General features: G+C 42.5%; 15 protein-coding genes. 10 read left to right on the top strand and 5 right to left on the bottom strand.

Translation table 11 applies throughout. From position 1 onward, the window contains the following. Positions 1–166: 166 nt before the first annotated feature. Entirely contained in the window at positions 167–646 is a 480-nt protein-coding gene (locus tag ACFVQB_RS17365) for an immunoglobulin domain-containing protein (RefSeq protein WP_379441470.1), read from the bottom strand. A gap of 968 nt (positions 647–1,614) precedes the next feature. On the opposite strand from ACFVQB_RS17365, the gene ACFVQB_RS17370 reads away from it, so the two are divergent. From ACFVQB_RS17370 to ACFVQB_RS17380, 3 genes are all read left to right on the top strand, one after another. Beyond that, positions 1,615–2,853 carry a saccharopine dehydrogenase family protein gene (locus ACFVQB_RS17370; RefSeq protein WP_379441472.1) on the top strand — a complete coding sequence of 413 codons (1,239 nt, stop codon included), beginning with the start codon at positions 1,615–1,617 and terminating at the stop codon, positions 2,851–2,853. Between the two features lies 1 nt (position 2,854). Then, complete coding sequence (nspC, locus tag ACFVQB_RS17375) at positions 2,855–3,982, top strand: carboxynorspermidine decarboxylase (RefSeq protein ID WP_379441476.1); 1,128 nt, start codon at positions 2,855–2,857, stop codon at positions 3,980–3,982. Positions 3,983–4,253: 271 nt separating this feature from the next. Further along, positions 4,254–5,126, top strand: coding sequence for a YitT family protein (locus tag ACFVQB_RS17380; RefSeq protein WP_379441479.1), 873 nt, complete (start codon positions 4,254–4,256; stop codon positions 5,124–5,126). Between the two features lie 132 nt (positions 5,127–5,258). On the opposite strand, the gene ACFVQB_RS17385 is transcribed toward ACFVQB_RS17380, so the two are convergent. After that, positions 5,259–5,498, bottom strand: coding sequence for a tyrosine-type recombinase/integrase (locus tag ACFVQB_RS17385; RefSeq protein WP_379441482.1), 240 nt, complete (start codon positions 5,496–5,498; stop codon positions 5,259–5,261). A 220-nt stretch (positions 5,499–5,718) separates the two neighbouring features. Beyond that, a complete protein-coding gene (locus ACFVQB_RS17390) occupies positions 5,719–6,072 on the bottom strand; it encodes a winged helix-turn-helix transcriptional regulator (protein ID WP_379441486.1) in 354 nt (117 codons plus the stop codon). A 156-nt stretch (positions 6,073–6,228) separates the two neighbouring features. Here ACFVQB_RS17390 and ACFVQB_RS17395 point away from each other — a divergent pair, with 156 nt between their 5' ends. Together ACFVQB_RS17395 and ACFVQB_RS17400 are read left to right on the top strand one after the other, a co-directional pair. Beyond that, on the top strand, positions 6,229–6,900 hold the full coding sequence (locus ACFVQB_RS17395) for an NAD(P)H-dependent oxidoreductase (RefSeq protein ID WP_379441490.1): 672 nt from the start codon (positions 6,229–6,231) through the stop codon (positions 6,898–6,900). A 438-nt stretch (positions 6,901–7,338) separates the two neighbouring features. Next, positions 7,339–8,241: a cation diffusion facilitator family transporter gene (locus ACFVQB_RS17400; RefSeq protein ID WP_379441493.1), complete on the top strand. Its 903-nt coding sequence runs from the start codon at positions 7,339–7,341 to the stop codon at positions 8,239–8,241. Positions 8,242–8,339: 98 nt separating this feature from the next. Here the strand turns inward: ACFVQB_RS17400 and ACFVQB_RS17405 are convergent, their stop codons facing one another. Continuing rightward, positions 8,340–9,203 (bottom strand): AraC family transcriptional regulator, encoded by an 864-nt coding sequence (locus tag ACFVQB_RS17405; RefSeq protein ID WP_379441497.1) that lies wholly within the window; start codon positions 9,201–9,203, stop codon positions 8,340–8,342. 233 nt (positions 9,204–9,436) lie between these two features. Between ACFVQB_RS17405 and ACFVQB_RS17410 the strand changes: the two genes are divergently transcribed. From ACFVQB_RS17410 to ACFVQB_RS17430, 5 genes are all read left to right on the top strand, one after another. Continuing rightward, on the top strand, positions 9,437–10,657 hold the full coding sequence (locus ACFVQB_RS17410; RefSeq protein ID WP_379441501.1) for an MFS transporter: 1,221 nt from the start codon (positions 9,437–9,439) through the stop codon (positions 10,655–10,657). A 305-nt stretch (positions 10,658–10,962) separates the two neighbouring features. After that, a complete protein-coding gene (locus ACFVQB_RS17415) occupies positions 10,963–11,067 on the top strand; it encodes a DUF6530 family protein (RefSeq protein ID WP_379441505.1) in 105 nt (34 codons plus the stop codon). A 115-nt stretch (positions 11,068–11,182) separates the two neighbouring features. After that, entirely contained in the window at positions 11,183–12,394 is a 1,212-nt protein-coding gene (locus tag ACFVQB_RS17420; RefSeq protein ID WP_379441509.1) for an MFS transporter, read from the top strand. A 35-nt stretch (positions 12,395–12,429) separates the two neighbouring features. Further along, a complete protein-coding gene (locus tag ACFVQB_RS17425; protein WP_379441513.1) occupies positions 12,430–12,789 on the top strand; it encodes a GIY-YIG nuclease family protein in 360 nt (119 codons plus the stop codon). A gap of 102 nt (positions 12,790–12,891) precedes the next feature. Continuing rightward, positions 12,892–13,371, top strand: coding sequence for a DUF6530 family protein (locus tag ACFVQB_RS17430; protein ID WP_379441516.1), 480 nt, complete (start codon positions 12,892–12,894; stop codon positions 13,369–13,371). A 93-nt stretch (positions 13,372–13,464) separates the two neighbouring features. Here the strand turns inward: ACFVQB_RS17430 and ACFVQB_RS17435 are convergent, their stop codons facing one another. Next, on the bottom strand, positions 13,465–13,878 hold the full coding sequence (locus tag ACFVQB_RS17435; protein ID WP_076289189.1) for a MerR family transcriptional regulator: 414 nt from the start codon (positions 13,876–13,878) through the stop codon (positions 13,465–13,467). Positions 13,879–14,033 lie beyond the last annotated feature (155 nt).

Below are 14,033 nucleotides of genomic sequence, written 5' to 3' on the forward strand. Positions count from 1 at the left end.
GAATGAGGATGCTTCATCGCAGTTTGAACAACTTCGCCATACAAAAAAATACACTCGCACGTTTACACGGTGTGCGAGTGTATTTTTTTGTATAAAATCCGAAAAAGAATGATGGCAAGCATCAATCAAATGAAGCTTCGTTTAGCAGCTTGCAATACAATAGGCCTTAATGGCCTCCTGTATTGGATGCCCAGACTGGATACCAACCTGTACTAGGGGTTTCTGTATTGTACAGCACCAGATTGCCGTCATTTTGAACGATGAGCACATTGCCTCTAAGGTTGGGTGGCACATTGTCCGCTCCATACCACGCTGTAGACCATGCTTTGTTGTCTGACGTCCAGTAAGGCGTGTTTTGGGGATCCTGGAGTACTAGTTTTCCACTCCAATAATCAATCTTGAAATGATTTATTCTCGTGTCACTGGTCTTGGTGTTCCATAACATCGTGCGTGTGCGGTTATCCCAGAGCTGTAGGTCGCCGTAGACGTTGTATTGCAGAGAAAACCTGTTGTTGCTGGATACGAGTGGAATCGAGTTGTTATACATGATGTCGTAAATGAGGCGGTCTCCAGCCGCAGACGCTGAAGGAGCGATGGAGAGCAAAAACATGAAAATTGCAGCAAATAGCAAAACGACCTTTTTCATAACATCCTCTTTTCTGGAATATATTTTAAATTACATACCAAATATATCATATGTTTCTATCAAAAATGTATAAAATTTCAAGTGGGATGAAAATATTTTTGGAGGTACTTTCGTTTGAAAATAATTCATTTAACAACTTATTGTAAGCCTATTAACATGATATTGACATGAAGGGTTATTCTACTTGAATCTATCTGATGATAGACTAATCTAAATTCCCATGTTACCTATATCTATCGTATCCATGTCAGATTCACGAGCTTTCTTCAAGCTTAGGGATATAGGATTATGAATAATTAACTGTTTATTGATCAAGATACCTTTCAAATTTGGCGTTCTAAATGCCAAGCTGAGGTATAGATTTGCCGCAATAATCAGGGATGTCGGAGAGTGTAATGCGTGTTCCAAAATGACGAATTAATTATTTTTTAGTAATCACTTGATTTTTTTTGATGTATCTGATATTGTAAAACCTGTGATTTTGGAAAGCAGATATATCAACATAAATCAGGTCTTTCCAGCAGATAATTTTTGACCACTTCTCCAAGGGAAGTTAAGGCCATACGGACAGCCGGGTCAAACGCCGATTGGCAACTTATGTTGCCTTATTGATTGAGTTAAAAGCTCAAATTTTATAAGTTGGTTACTTTACAACCAGTGCATCTGCACATCAACTTGTGAAACGGTCAATAAGAGTGGTAAAGGCGAATTATTTGCTATATAGACTCTGATCTGATATTGATATACATGAAGAAGCTTTCCGCTAGAGGAGTTCTTTTGAACTTTTTTAGTTATGGAGACTTTGCGTCTTTTTAATGATGTATATCGACAAGCAAGTGTGATGATGCGCGTTTGGGGCATTTTTCACCTTGCTTTTTTTGTTGGTTCAGAACGGGCGAAAAGTTGAAAAATGAGAAAAATAATGAAGTTAATTTAAAAAAATTTATATTGGGTTAGGAGAATGGAAAATGGGAAAAGCACTAATCATCGGCGCCGGCGGCGTAGCTTCAGTAGCAGTTCATAAATGCGTTCAAAACAGCGAAGTATTCGAGGAAATCTGCATCGCAAGTCGTACGAAATCCAAATGTGACGATCTTAAAGCCAAGCTGGACGGCGGTAAAACAAAAATTACGACGGCTCAAGTGGATGCCGACAACGTTGACGAACTGATCGCGCTCATCAATGAAGTTAAACCGGATATCGTCATGAACCTGGCATTGCCTTACCAAGACCTGACAATCATGGATGCTTGCCTTGCAACGAAAACCAACTACATGGATACAGCCAACTATGAGCCGGAAGATACGGCAAAATTTGAATACAAATGGCAATGGGATTACAAAGAGCGTTTTGAAAAAGCGGGAATTACAGCTCTGCTCGGCAGTGGATTTGACCCAGGTGTTACCGGGGTATTCTCTGCGTATGCCCTGAAGCATTACTTTGACGAGATCGAGTATATTGACATTCTGGACTGCAACGGTGGGGATCACGGCTATCCGTTTGCAACCAACTTCAACCCTGAAATCAACATCCGCGAAGTTTCGGCTAACGGGAGATATTGGGAAAAAGGTGAATGGATCGAAACAAAACCAATGGAAATTAAACGTGTCTATGACTTCAAAGAAGTTGGCGAGAAAGACATGTATCTGCTTTATCATGAAGAACTGGAGTCCCTGGCTAAAAACATGCCTGGTCTGAAACGTATCCGTTTCTTCATGACATTTGGCCAAAGCTACCTTACGCACTTGAAAGCACTTGAAAATGTGGGCATGACTTCGATCGAACCTATCGAGTACGAAGGCAAACAAATCATTCCGCTGCAATTCCTGAAGGCGGTACTGCCAGATCCGGCGTCCCTTGGACCACGTACTGTGGGCAAAACGAACATTGGCTGCATTTTCAAAGGTAAAAAAGACGGCAAAGACAAAACGTACTACGTTTATAACATTTGCGATCACCAAGAATGCTACAAAGAGGTTGGTTCCCAAGCCATTTCTTATACAACAGGCGTTCCAGCCATGATTGGTGCAGCAATGGTGATGACTGGCAAATGGAACAAACCAGGTGTATACAACGTTGAAGAGTTCAATCCAGATCCATTCATGGAAGAGTTGAACAAATGGGGTCTCCCATGGGTTGAAGACTTCAACCCAGTACTTGTTGACGAACTGCCAGAAGAACTCAAAGAATCGGAGCTCGTTCGTTAAGATGCGGTTTGAGCAATTACCGACGCCATGCTTTGTTGTTGATGAAGGACTTATCGAGAGAAATCTCAAAATCCTGAACGGTGTCATGCAACGTACAGGAGCCAAAATCGTGCTGGCTCAGAAAGCATTTTCCATGACCACGATGTATCCGCTCATTGGAGAATACCTGAGCGGTGCAACGGCAAGCGGGCTGTATGAAGCCCGCCTGGGTCATGAGGAGATGGGCAAAGAGAACCATGTCTTTGCCCCGGCCTATCGAGAAGATGAGATCGATGAAATCCTTTCGATTTCTGATCATATTATCTTCAATTCATTCTCCCAACTAGAGAAATTCAAGGGCAAAGCGCTTCAGGCTGGTCGAAAAGTAGGCCTGCGTATTAACCCTGAATGCTCAACTCAGGAGGGGCATGAGATTTACGATCCATGTTCTCCTGGTTCTAGATTCGGTGCAAAGCATGAAGATTTCCGTGCGGAGCTGCTGGAAGGTGTCTCCGGACTGCATTTCCATACCTTGTGCCAGCAAAATTCAGACGATCTGGAAACGACGCTGAATGCGGTAGAAGAGAAGTTTGGACAATGGCTGCCACAAATGGAATGGATCAACTTTGGCGGTGGACACCACATCACACGCGAGGATTACGACATTCCAAGACTGGAAGCTTGCATCAAACGCATGCAGGAGAAATATGGCCTGGAAGTATATCTGGAGCCGGGCGAAGCGGTTGCGCTGAACGCGGGCTTCCTGGTCACTTCCGTGCTCGATTTCCACAAGAACGGTATGGACATTGCCATTCTGGATACCTCGGCAACATGTCACATGCCGGACGTGCTGGAAATGCCGTATCGCCCGCCGCTTATCGGTTCGGGAGAAGCGGGAGAAAAACCTCACCTGTATCGTTTGGGTGGACAAACTTGCCTGTCGGGTGATGTGATCGGCGATTATGCCTTTGACCAACCGCTCAAAACAGGTGACAGATTGGTATTTGAGGACATGGCGATCTACTCCATGGTCAAAACAAATACATTTAACGGCATGCCGCTACCAGCGATCGCAGTGAAAAGAAAAGATGGCGATTGCGAAGTGGTTCGCGAGTTCGGCTATCAGGACTTCAAAATGAGATTGGCTTAATATTTCCTACTTTTATACTGTGTTTCTCAGATAGAAATGCCCCGCATATATGGCACTTCTGTTGGAAACATTTGAATACACAACCGGATTCCTCTCTACGAGGTATCCGGTTTATTTATGCTAAATTCAGCTTTTTAGATTTGGTCAGAAAGCATATTTTCGGGCGGAGATATCGTAAATGCTCTTCACACCAAAGCATATTAATTTGCCAAATTAGTGATAATTATTATAGACTATTTTCTATCGGTTAATTGTCCAAGGGGGAAAAGGAATGAATCAAAGGAACATGCAAAAATCTAACAAACTGAAAATCGTCTCCAAAGTATTATTGATTATGATCGGGGCTTTTATAACCTCATATGGTCTGGAAGCCGTATTAATTCCAAACAATGTCTCAGACGGTGGTGTAACAGGTCTTAGTATCGTTGGCTCACAACTGTTTGGGTTACCGTTAGGGATGCTGATTGGTGTAATCAACATTCCATTTGTCTGGTTAGGCTATAAACAAATAGGTAAGAGTTTTGCTATTTATTCCATTATCGGTATTGCCTCGCTAGCTGTTGGTACAAGCCTTATGCATCATGTACCAACGATTATTCAAGGGGATACATTGTTAATTACCGTTGTGGGCGGGATTATCATCGGTTTTGGTATGGGTTTGGCGCTGCGTAATGGTGGGGCATTGGATGGAATTGATATGTTGGCTGTCCTGCTTTCACGAAAATTACCTTTTGGGACCAGTGATCTAATCTTATTCTTGAACATGTTTGTCTTTATAGTCGTTTCAACTGTATTTGGTCTGCAAGGGGCTATCCTCTCCGCACTTGCTTATTACATCGCTTCTAAAGTGATTCATATTGTTGAAGAAGGTTTGAGCGGCTCCAAAACCTTTAAAATTATTACCACTCAACCTGAGATCATGGTCGAAACCATTCGTGATCGTTTAGGTCGTGGAGCAACTTATACCGATGCTTATGGTGGTTATTCCAATGAACAATTCAAAGAAATTACCTGCGTAATCAACCGTATGGAAGAAAGCAAAATCAAAGATATCATTCACGAAATTGATCCCAATGCTTTTATTGTAGTTTATGATGTAGCCGAAGTTAAGGGCGGAAATTTCAAAAAGAAAGATATTCACTAATCACTAAAATGAGCAGGAGTTAACTGTCGGGGAGAAAAGGACAAAACATACATAGGGGTCCCGCCAACATTTTCACGAAAATATACGCTAAGCCTTCGGAGTGACCGGCTTAGCGTTTTTTCTTACTCTAAGCTAAAGCAATATCCCCTGGATAAGCTCCAGCGGTGCACCGTTATCTAATAACTGGCAGGCGTAAGTGTGACGAAAACGATGTGGGTAGACGTTTACAGCAACATTACTCCGGCTTGCCAGCTTTTTTAATGAGTAACGAATCGTAGGTATCGACATTCGGCGAGCAGGCTGATTGCCATTCAAAATGGCTGAACAGTTTTCGAAGTTGATGTCTTCAATAATTACATGCCAAAGGAGCACCGCTAGGCGCCCCTTTCAATAAACTATAGTACCCCTTTAGTTGAACAAATTACTTAATAATTATTCTAAGGAGAGAAGTAGGTTTTACGTGAACGCTTTGTTATCTTCTTTCCATGAAATATTATAGTTGCTTGCTTATCGTCAACATGAAATGAAGAGCCAACATTTACGCTTCGTCCTTTTTCGAGAACTGGAAAATTGCCAGTCGTTTTATCTCGTATCAGGAATTCTTTAATCTCGTTGAACCATATTGATATTCCTTGTATTCCTCCCCCCAAACCATAACCGAATCTAGTATCGGCTTTAGTTTTTTTCCGATATCGCTCAACGAATATTCGACTTTAGGTGGTATTTGAGAATATACGTTACGAACAACAACGCCATGCTCCTCCAAAATGCGAAGTTGCTTGGTTAAGGTTGCATGAGTAATGTCTGGAAACAACCGTTGAATTTCATTAAATCGCATCGTTTTTTCACTTAAAAACAGAATGATCAGCATGGACCATTTTCCCGACAATATCTTTTGAGCGCTTGTGAATCCGCATTCTTCCAATATCTCATTTGTGTAGTTCATAATAGCTATCCTTCCCGGTATCCATTTGCATACTAACGCTACTCCAAGAGCGTAGAAACCCTCTGAAGAAACTTCTATAATACTAATTGCGCGATATAATTTTATCATATGATAAATTTTCAAACAATAAAATGAAAAACAGAGGAGAGTACTCGGATGAATACAATCATACCCGTTTGCAAAGAACACGTTATTTCAGCTTTTCAATATAGACACGCTACCAAAACTTTTAATACGACCAAAAAAATATCCGAAGAGGATTTTAACTATATTCTAGAAACGGGAAAGTTATCTCCCAGCTCGATTGGTTTAGAGCCATGGAGGTTTATCGTTGTGCAAAATCCGGAGTTAAGGAATAAGCTAAAAGCAGTTTCACCTGGAGCCCAAGGCCAACTGGATACTGCGAGTCATTTTCTGATCATTCTTGCTCGGACAAATGTAAGGTATGATTCCGAATATGTGATTGATCAAATGAAAAATGTGCAAAAAATGCCCCAAGAGGTTGTTACTTATATCTCTGGTGCATTAAAAGAGGTTCAGGAAGTGCGTGGTTTGTTGAAAGATGAACGTTTAATGTATGAATGGTCTGCCAAGCAAACCTATATTGCTATGGGGAATATGATGACCGCCGCTGCTTTAGCTGGAATCGATTCTTGTCCGATTGAAGGATTTGACTATGCAGCAGTAGACCATATCTTAAAAGAAGAAGGTTTGTTAGAGGAAGGAAATTTGAAGGCATCCGTGATGGTCGCTTTTGGATATCGGAATGAAGAGCCCAAACGAGCCAAAACAAGAAGCAATATGGATCAAATTGTGAGTTGGACATAAAGAATCGAAGATCGCCAATAACAATCAATTAGAACGGCCTTAGTCCTGAAACCCATTGGACTGAGGCCTTTTAACTATCGTTCTCTAGCTTAATATCATCCCTGAAATCTGAAATTTTATCATTTTATGCTAACGCATCACAATGGTGGGTAGTTCGCCATCATATGATTATTAATCAATAAGGCAAAAAAAACAGCCCTCATGTTGAGCAAACCTTACAGGCCCTGCACGATTCGCTCTTGTATGGCTTTCTCTTGCTTCGCGATAAATTTTACCGCTTCTTTATGGTAAGTCAACTTGTAACCCGAACTCACGCTTAGCCTCCTTACCCGACACACATATCCAGCATCGCTTTTCAACTGGCGAAGCTCTTCTTCACTCTTATCCGCTTCATCTCATCTTCTGGAAATTTGACTCACAATTCCTGAATTAAGTTTAGTGGAGCAAATAAAGTACAACAACTTAAAAATGGGAGAAAAGGGAGCGATTATCAGTATTATTGCTTATATTTGTCTGACTGCGATTAAAATGGTCATCGGTTATATGTCTAACTCCGAAGCTTTGAAAGCCGATGGGTTAAATAATGCTACCGATATTATTGCTTCAATAGCGGTTCTTATCGGTCTGAGACTTGCTCAACGACCTGCAGATAAAGATCATACATACGGACATTGGAAAGCAGAGACCGTTGCCTCCCTGGTTGCTTCTTTTATAATGATGGCAGTAGGGCTACAAGTGCTTTACGAAGCAATTACATCCGTATTCCTGGGGAAAAGCGAATCTCCGGACATCATCGCAGCATGGACAGGCATTTTCTGTGCCGCAGTGATGTACCTGGTTTACCGATATAATAAAAGACTTGCTTTGAAGATCAAGAGCCAGGCGATTATGGCAGCTGCAAAAGACAATATTTCTGATGCCTGGGTTAGTATAGGGACAGTTATAGGAATTATTGGATCACAATTTGGCCAACCGTGGCTCGACCCATTAACAGCTGTAGCGGTGGGCTTTCTAATATGTAAAACCGCTTGGGACATTTTTCGGGAAGCTACACATCATCTTAAAGATGGATTTGACGAAGAACTAATCAAGGTGTACAGAAAAATGATCGCTAATATTGATGGCGTAGAGGCAGTTAAAGATTTAAGAGCCCGGAATTACGGCAATAATGCCGTTGTCGATGTGGTAATTCTTGTACGATCGGATTTGGATCTTCAGAAAGCCCATGATATTTCAACAAATGTAGAGGACGAATTGTTAAGAGAACATGATGTGTACACTGTTCATGTTCACGTTGAACCCGACTCGGATGAAGCCCCTAACGAAGCACTTCAATTATAAACCATGGGCGGCAAATATAAGGACTTGCTAGTAAACAGGAACATAGCCTTCTCTTCTTGACGTATGACAGAACAGGTAGCCCTCCGGCTACCTGTTTTTTAGTTGGAAGGGTCCCCGAACATGTCCTTTTGATTTCTTTTGCGGAAACTTCTCGGAGATTCACCGACCGTTTTGGTAAATAGAATCGTAAAGTAGTTTGGGTTCTCGTACCCGACTAACTTGGAGATTTCCCATACTTTTTTCTTGGTCGAAACCAACAATCGGGTCGCTTCTCCCATTCTTCGCTGAATGAGGTAATGATAGGGGGAGGTACCGTAGCAATTTTTATACATATGGATTAAGTAGTAGAAGTCGATATGGAATTGGTCCGCCAAGTCCTTCAGCTTAATATTTTGACGATAGTTCGTGTCCAAATAATCTTTGATGCTTTCAGCGAGGGTATTGCTCCGAACGATCTCACTTGCTGTCCGCTGATGGTGAGACATGCGATCGATAATCAGCAGCACCGCATTCAGCAGATGATGGGAAATAGAGTCGTATCCTTCATCCCGGATTGAAAATTCATTGAACATGGTCTGCATTAACGAACGGATCTCTTCCGAATAACGATTGGCACGAACGACTGGCTCGCTGCCGGGAGGAACAACCCAATCATTGTTGGCGCGGGTACCCTCTTTGAAACGAAAGCCACAATAAAAGGTGGATAAAGGGAATTCCGGGTCCGATCTTTCCTCGTGAAGGGTTCCTTTGTTATATACAAGAAGATCTCCCTTTTGGGCTGAGTGCTTTGTCCCATCAATCGTGAACGAACCCTGACCCTCATTAACGTAAATAATCTCATGCAGATCATCATGCTTATGGGTCGGAAAACTCCAATGCGGATTGTCTGCCAACTTTCCTACATAAATAATAATACAATTTTGATCTTCATGCAGTCGGTCGGGCTCATGGCGTGTATTCATTAATGTCTTCCCTTCAGGATTCTGTGGTGAAATGACAACATACATAATGTTTTATATGAAGATCACAACAACCTTGATTGTCGAGGAGCATGTCTGACAGTACAATTTCACTATTCAATAATATGTACTATATATCGAATGGAAGGGATGTGAAAGCAAAATTTGCTAAGGATGGAATTCATTTAAGAAAATGAAACGCTTGCAACATTAGAGAGAATTGTGAGGGCTTATTCGTGACTAGAAAAAGAGAAAATTTACTTATTTTAACACTGACATTAGTTAGCTTTGTACTGGGAACAACCGAATACGTGATTGTGGGCGTGTTGAAGGAAATCGAAACCTATATGAAAGTATCGCTGGCTGCCGCAGGAGCGCTCGTATCTGGCTTCGCCATTGCCTATGCAATCGGAACACCATTTGCCGTTGCTTTCTTGGCCAAAATTCCCAGAAGAAACTCCATTTTAATTGGGTTTGCAGTCGTGCTTGCCTTAAACGTACTTACCATTTTCTCAACGACGTTCTACTCCTTGATGGTTATTCGGATCGTTTCAGCCGTTGCATGCGGACTTACGATATCGCTTTCGATCTCGATTGCAAGCGATGCAGTCAACCGTGAACGGAGAGGGGAAGCGATCGCCTGGATACTGGGCGGATTTTCCATCGCCAATGTGTTTGGCGTCCCACTCGGTACCTTCATCGGACAGCATCTGAACTGGTCCATGACGTTTGTTGTTACGGCATGCATCGGGGCCGTGCCATTCATATTCATGTTCCGTATTCTTCCGCAACAAACGACGACCATTGCCGGTTCATTCAGCGATCAGATGGCGCTATTTATGAAGCCGCGCATATTGCTGGCCTGCTTGATTCCGGTTCTTGGAAACAGTTGTATTTTTGTAATCTTTACGTATATTACTCCGTTGCTGGGGCAGTCCATGGGTATCCCTGCACGTTGGATTAGCGCTGTACTCCTCATCTACGGTGCCTGCAGCATACTGAGCAACTGGATCGGTGCCAAAATAGCAAAAGGAGATTTCTTGCCCAAGCTCAAGTGGCTTTTCGTCATTCAAGCCGCCATCTTTCTGGGACTCAGCTTCTCCGTGTCTCACCAGTGGCTGGGCTTGGCGTTCCTGTTCCTGATCGGTTGTCTATCATCGTCCATGAGCGCGGCGTCCCAGCTTTATCTGTTCGACGTCTCTGGAGCAATCGCACCGAATTCCAGACCGTTCGCGTCCACGCTGCTACCCGTGGCGGCAAACGTGGGCATAGCCCTCGGCTCCGGAGTTGGCGGGCTTGCTGTCAATTTAGGTGGTGTGAAGTGGGTGCCACCAGTAGCTGTGATACTAGCTCTGCTGGCTTTTGTGATCACAGCGATCTGCCAGCGATCCATTCAATTGAAGCCGGATGTAGCCACCGCTCCTAAAGTAGACTATTCGATTCCAAGTACCAATTAGTAGACCCTGTTTGAGCGAATTGAACCGACAAAATGATGCATATTCGAGCACGGAAAGCCGCTAATTTAGCGGCTTTTTTTGTTTTTTTTGCGGATACAGTTCTTGCACAAAAATCACAGTGAAAATAAGCTAAACAGCGCCTTTTTCCCATACATCACTTTTTGTTCAAAAACAGAATTGAAAAGGAGACATTCAAAAAAAACGGTTGACGAAGGAAGATATCCTGTATAAAATGAAGCCGTGATTTAGTAAATTAGTAATTTAGTAAATTACTAAATGAAAAGTTGGTGAATAGGAGGAAAAAAATGAAAGAAGCAGTTGCTCTAGAGCATAAGCCTGTTGTCGTAGTGGAGCACGATGAAAAGGTGGATGGCCGACTGGCCAGCAACGTGGGCGCAAAAGGTCTTTAATTGGGCTTGGTCCAGTGGAACAAGAGGCTATTCAGTCAGGCTTTGCATGATGATGAGATGAATAGTGAACGGCTGCGCACGTTAGCAAAAATCTTAAAGGATACGGGGTATTAAAATGTTTGCCAATCCATATGTTCGAACAATTATCCTCTCCCGGGTGCTCTTGCAGCTCGGAATTTGGATCCGGAATTATGCTGTTCTTCTTTATGTTTCTGAATTGACGCATAATAATCCGGTTGATATATCACTGATTTCGGTAGCGGAATTTTCACCAATCTTTATATTTGGCCTGATTGGCGGTACCTTTGCCGACCGATGGCGGCCGAAAAAAACAATGGTATGGAGCGATTTATTATCAGGTTTGTCCGTTGGCGTTGTATTGCTCGCGGTCATGAATGGTGGATGGATTGCACTTCTGATTGGATCTTTCGTTTCTGCCAGCTTGTCACAGTTTTCTCAGCCTTCGGCGATGAAACTGTACAAACGGCATGTACCAGCCGAACAATTGCAAGGCGTTATGGCGATGTCCCAAACGCTTGTTGCTGTCTTTATGGTTTTGGGGCCGGTCATTGGTACGTTTATTTTCATTAAATTTGGCATTAGCGTATCCCTCATCCTGACAGCAGTTATGTTTCTGGGCTCTTCGCTCGTATTATCCTGGCTTCCTAGGGATGTAGAAGAAGCAAAACCAGAAAATACTGGTGGCTTCATCAAAGAGCTGACGGATGGCCTGTGTTATATCGGGGCGAATAAATCCTTGAGAACACTTGGATTAACTTTCTCGGCTGTCGGTTTGGCATCAGGACTGACTCAGCCACTTCAGCTCTTTCTTGTCATTGAAAATTTGGGTCAGGACAAAGAGTTTTTACAATGGCTGGTAATGGCGAATGGGGCGGCCATGTTGGTCGGAGGTGCTGTGATCATCGCGATCGCTAAAAAAGTGAAGCCACAGTTATTGCTTTTAGTCGGTTTACTTGTTAATGCCATCTGTACGGTCGGAATGGGCGCATCAACACAAATTTGGTTAACCATTATTTTGCTCGTAATCAGCGGTTTGTTCTTCCCGTGTATCCAAGGTGGAATTCAGACGCTTCTTATGCGGAATACGGAAGGGGCATTTATTGGCCGGGTATCCGGAGCGATCATGCCGATTTTTATGGGAATGATGGTGATTGGTATGCTTACCTCCGGGTATCTCAAGGATACGTTTTCCCTGCTTAGTGTATTTATGGCGAGTGGTGTTTTTGTGATTATCGGTGCGATGTTTTTGCTCCCCATTGTCATTGAAAGAGGAAATAAAGTTGCCGAGGAAACTCCATCATTATGACGGAAAGGGAATCGAAATGAGAAGGAGAGAGACACATGGATATGAATAAGCGCAGGGAGCTGCTGGAGGAATACAAGCAGATCAAGACATATATGGGTGTAGTCCAAATTAAAAACAAAGTAAACGGAAAAATCTATATCGACAGCTATCCCAACTTAAAAAACAAATGGTTTACTCTGCAGATGCAACTGAATCAAGGAAGATTTGCAAATGCGGAGTTACAAAAAGAATGGAGAGAATTCGGAGAAGATGCATTCACTTATGAGGTTCTGGAACAGAAGGAAATCGATAAGGTGACGGATATGCGTTGGGAACAAAAACAAATCCTGAAGCCGTGGCTTCAGAAGTTACAGCCCTACGGAGACAAGGGCTATAATAGACCTCCAAAAAATTAAATAATATCACGGAAAACGGATTTGACTAACGGTGGAAATCAAGATAAGATGAAACCGTCGTTTAGTAAATTAGTAAAAGGTAAACGGAATGAGGGAATGAAATTGAAAATACCTACAACGTTAAAACATAAACCTGTTATCGTGTCGGATAATTATGAAAAGGTTGACGGCCGAACCGCCGGGAACACGGATGCAAAAGGTCTTTCCCTGGGATTGGCTCAGTGGAATGATAGAGGAAAGGTTGATATTTCAGCCAAAGTATGGAGATACACCGGAGAAAAGTGGTCAAGACAATCGGAGGAACTTCCTCTTCATCGCGTGCTTGATTTGTCCATTCTGATCTGTCGGTCTTTGGAACATTTTCGCGAGGCCTATAGATATGAGCATTTATATGATCCAGAGCAGCCCGTCATTGATCGGGTTGGCCTGCAGGGAGATGCGATGTCCGTAGAGATCTGTACGGACAATGAGAGAATTAATGAAGATATTAAGCTGTTCAGTCAAGCTTTGAGTGATGACGATGAAATGATCGGCGAACGTTTGCGCACATTATCCAAAATATTAAAGGATATGGGGTATTAAACGAAAAATGTCACGCTAAAGTGAATTGAGCAACAAAGAGCCTAAACGTCTATAGACGTTTAGGCTCTTTGTTGTGAGTTGAATATAACGTACTTAGTTAGCAATGAAATTCCCCATTCTATTGCTTTTATGAATCTCTTCCGTTCCAGCATCGAGAGCAGTCCTGTAATATGCACGTTTATGTTCAATAACTTCCATGGTCTTTCTAAGTTCTTCCATTTGTGCTTCTACACTAGCCTTGCGTTCGGTGAACATGTCATATCGCTCCTGCAAGGTGGAGTCACCCTCGGAACACCATGCAATAAAATCTTTGATATCCTTGATCGGCATCCCGGTAGATTTCAGACATTGAATGATCTTTAAAAAATCGATGTCTGATTCTTTGAAGTTTCGTGCTCCGCCAGGGGTACGCTCTACAAAGGGCATGAGTCCTTCCTTGTCGTAGTAACGCAATGTATATACGGTTAGATTCAATTCTTTAGCAACTTCGCTAATTGAATACGTCATTTATTTTCCCCTTTTCGTACTGATATAGACTTCGAGCTAACTCTAGGATCTTTTGGGATTTTACCACGCAGGTTGTAGGATGTCAAAGTTTCTAAAGACATTTGACCTAGAGTTAACTAGAGGGATTAAGATCGTTTTGCAAGAGAAAAGGAAGA

The organism is Paenibacillus sp. NPDC057886 (genome assembly GCF_042796655.1).
In the GTDB taxonomy this organism is placed as follows: Bacteria; Bacillota; Bacilli; order Paenibacillales; family Paenibacillaceae; genus Paenibacillus.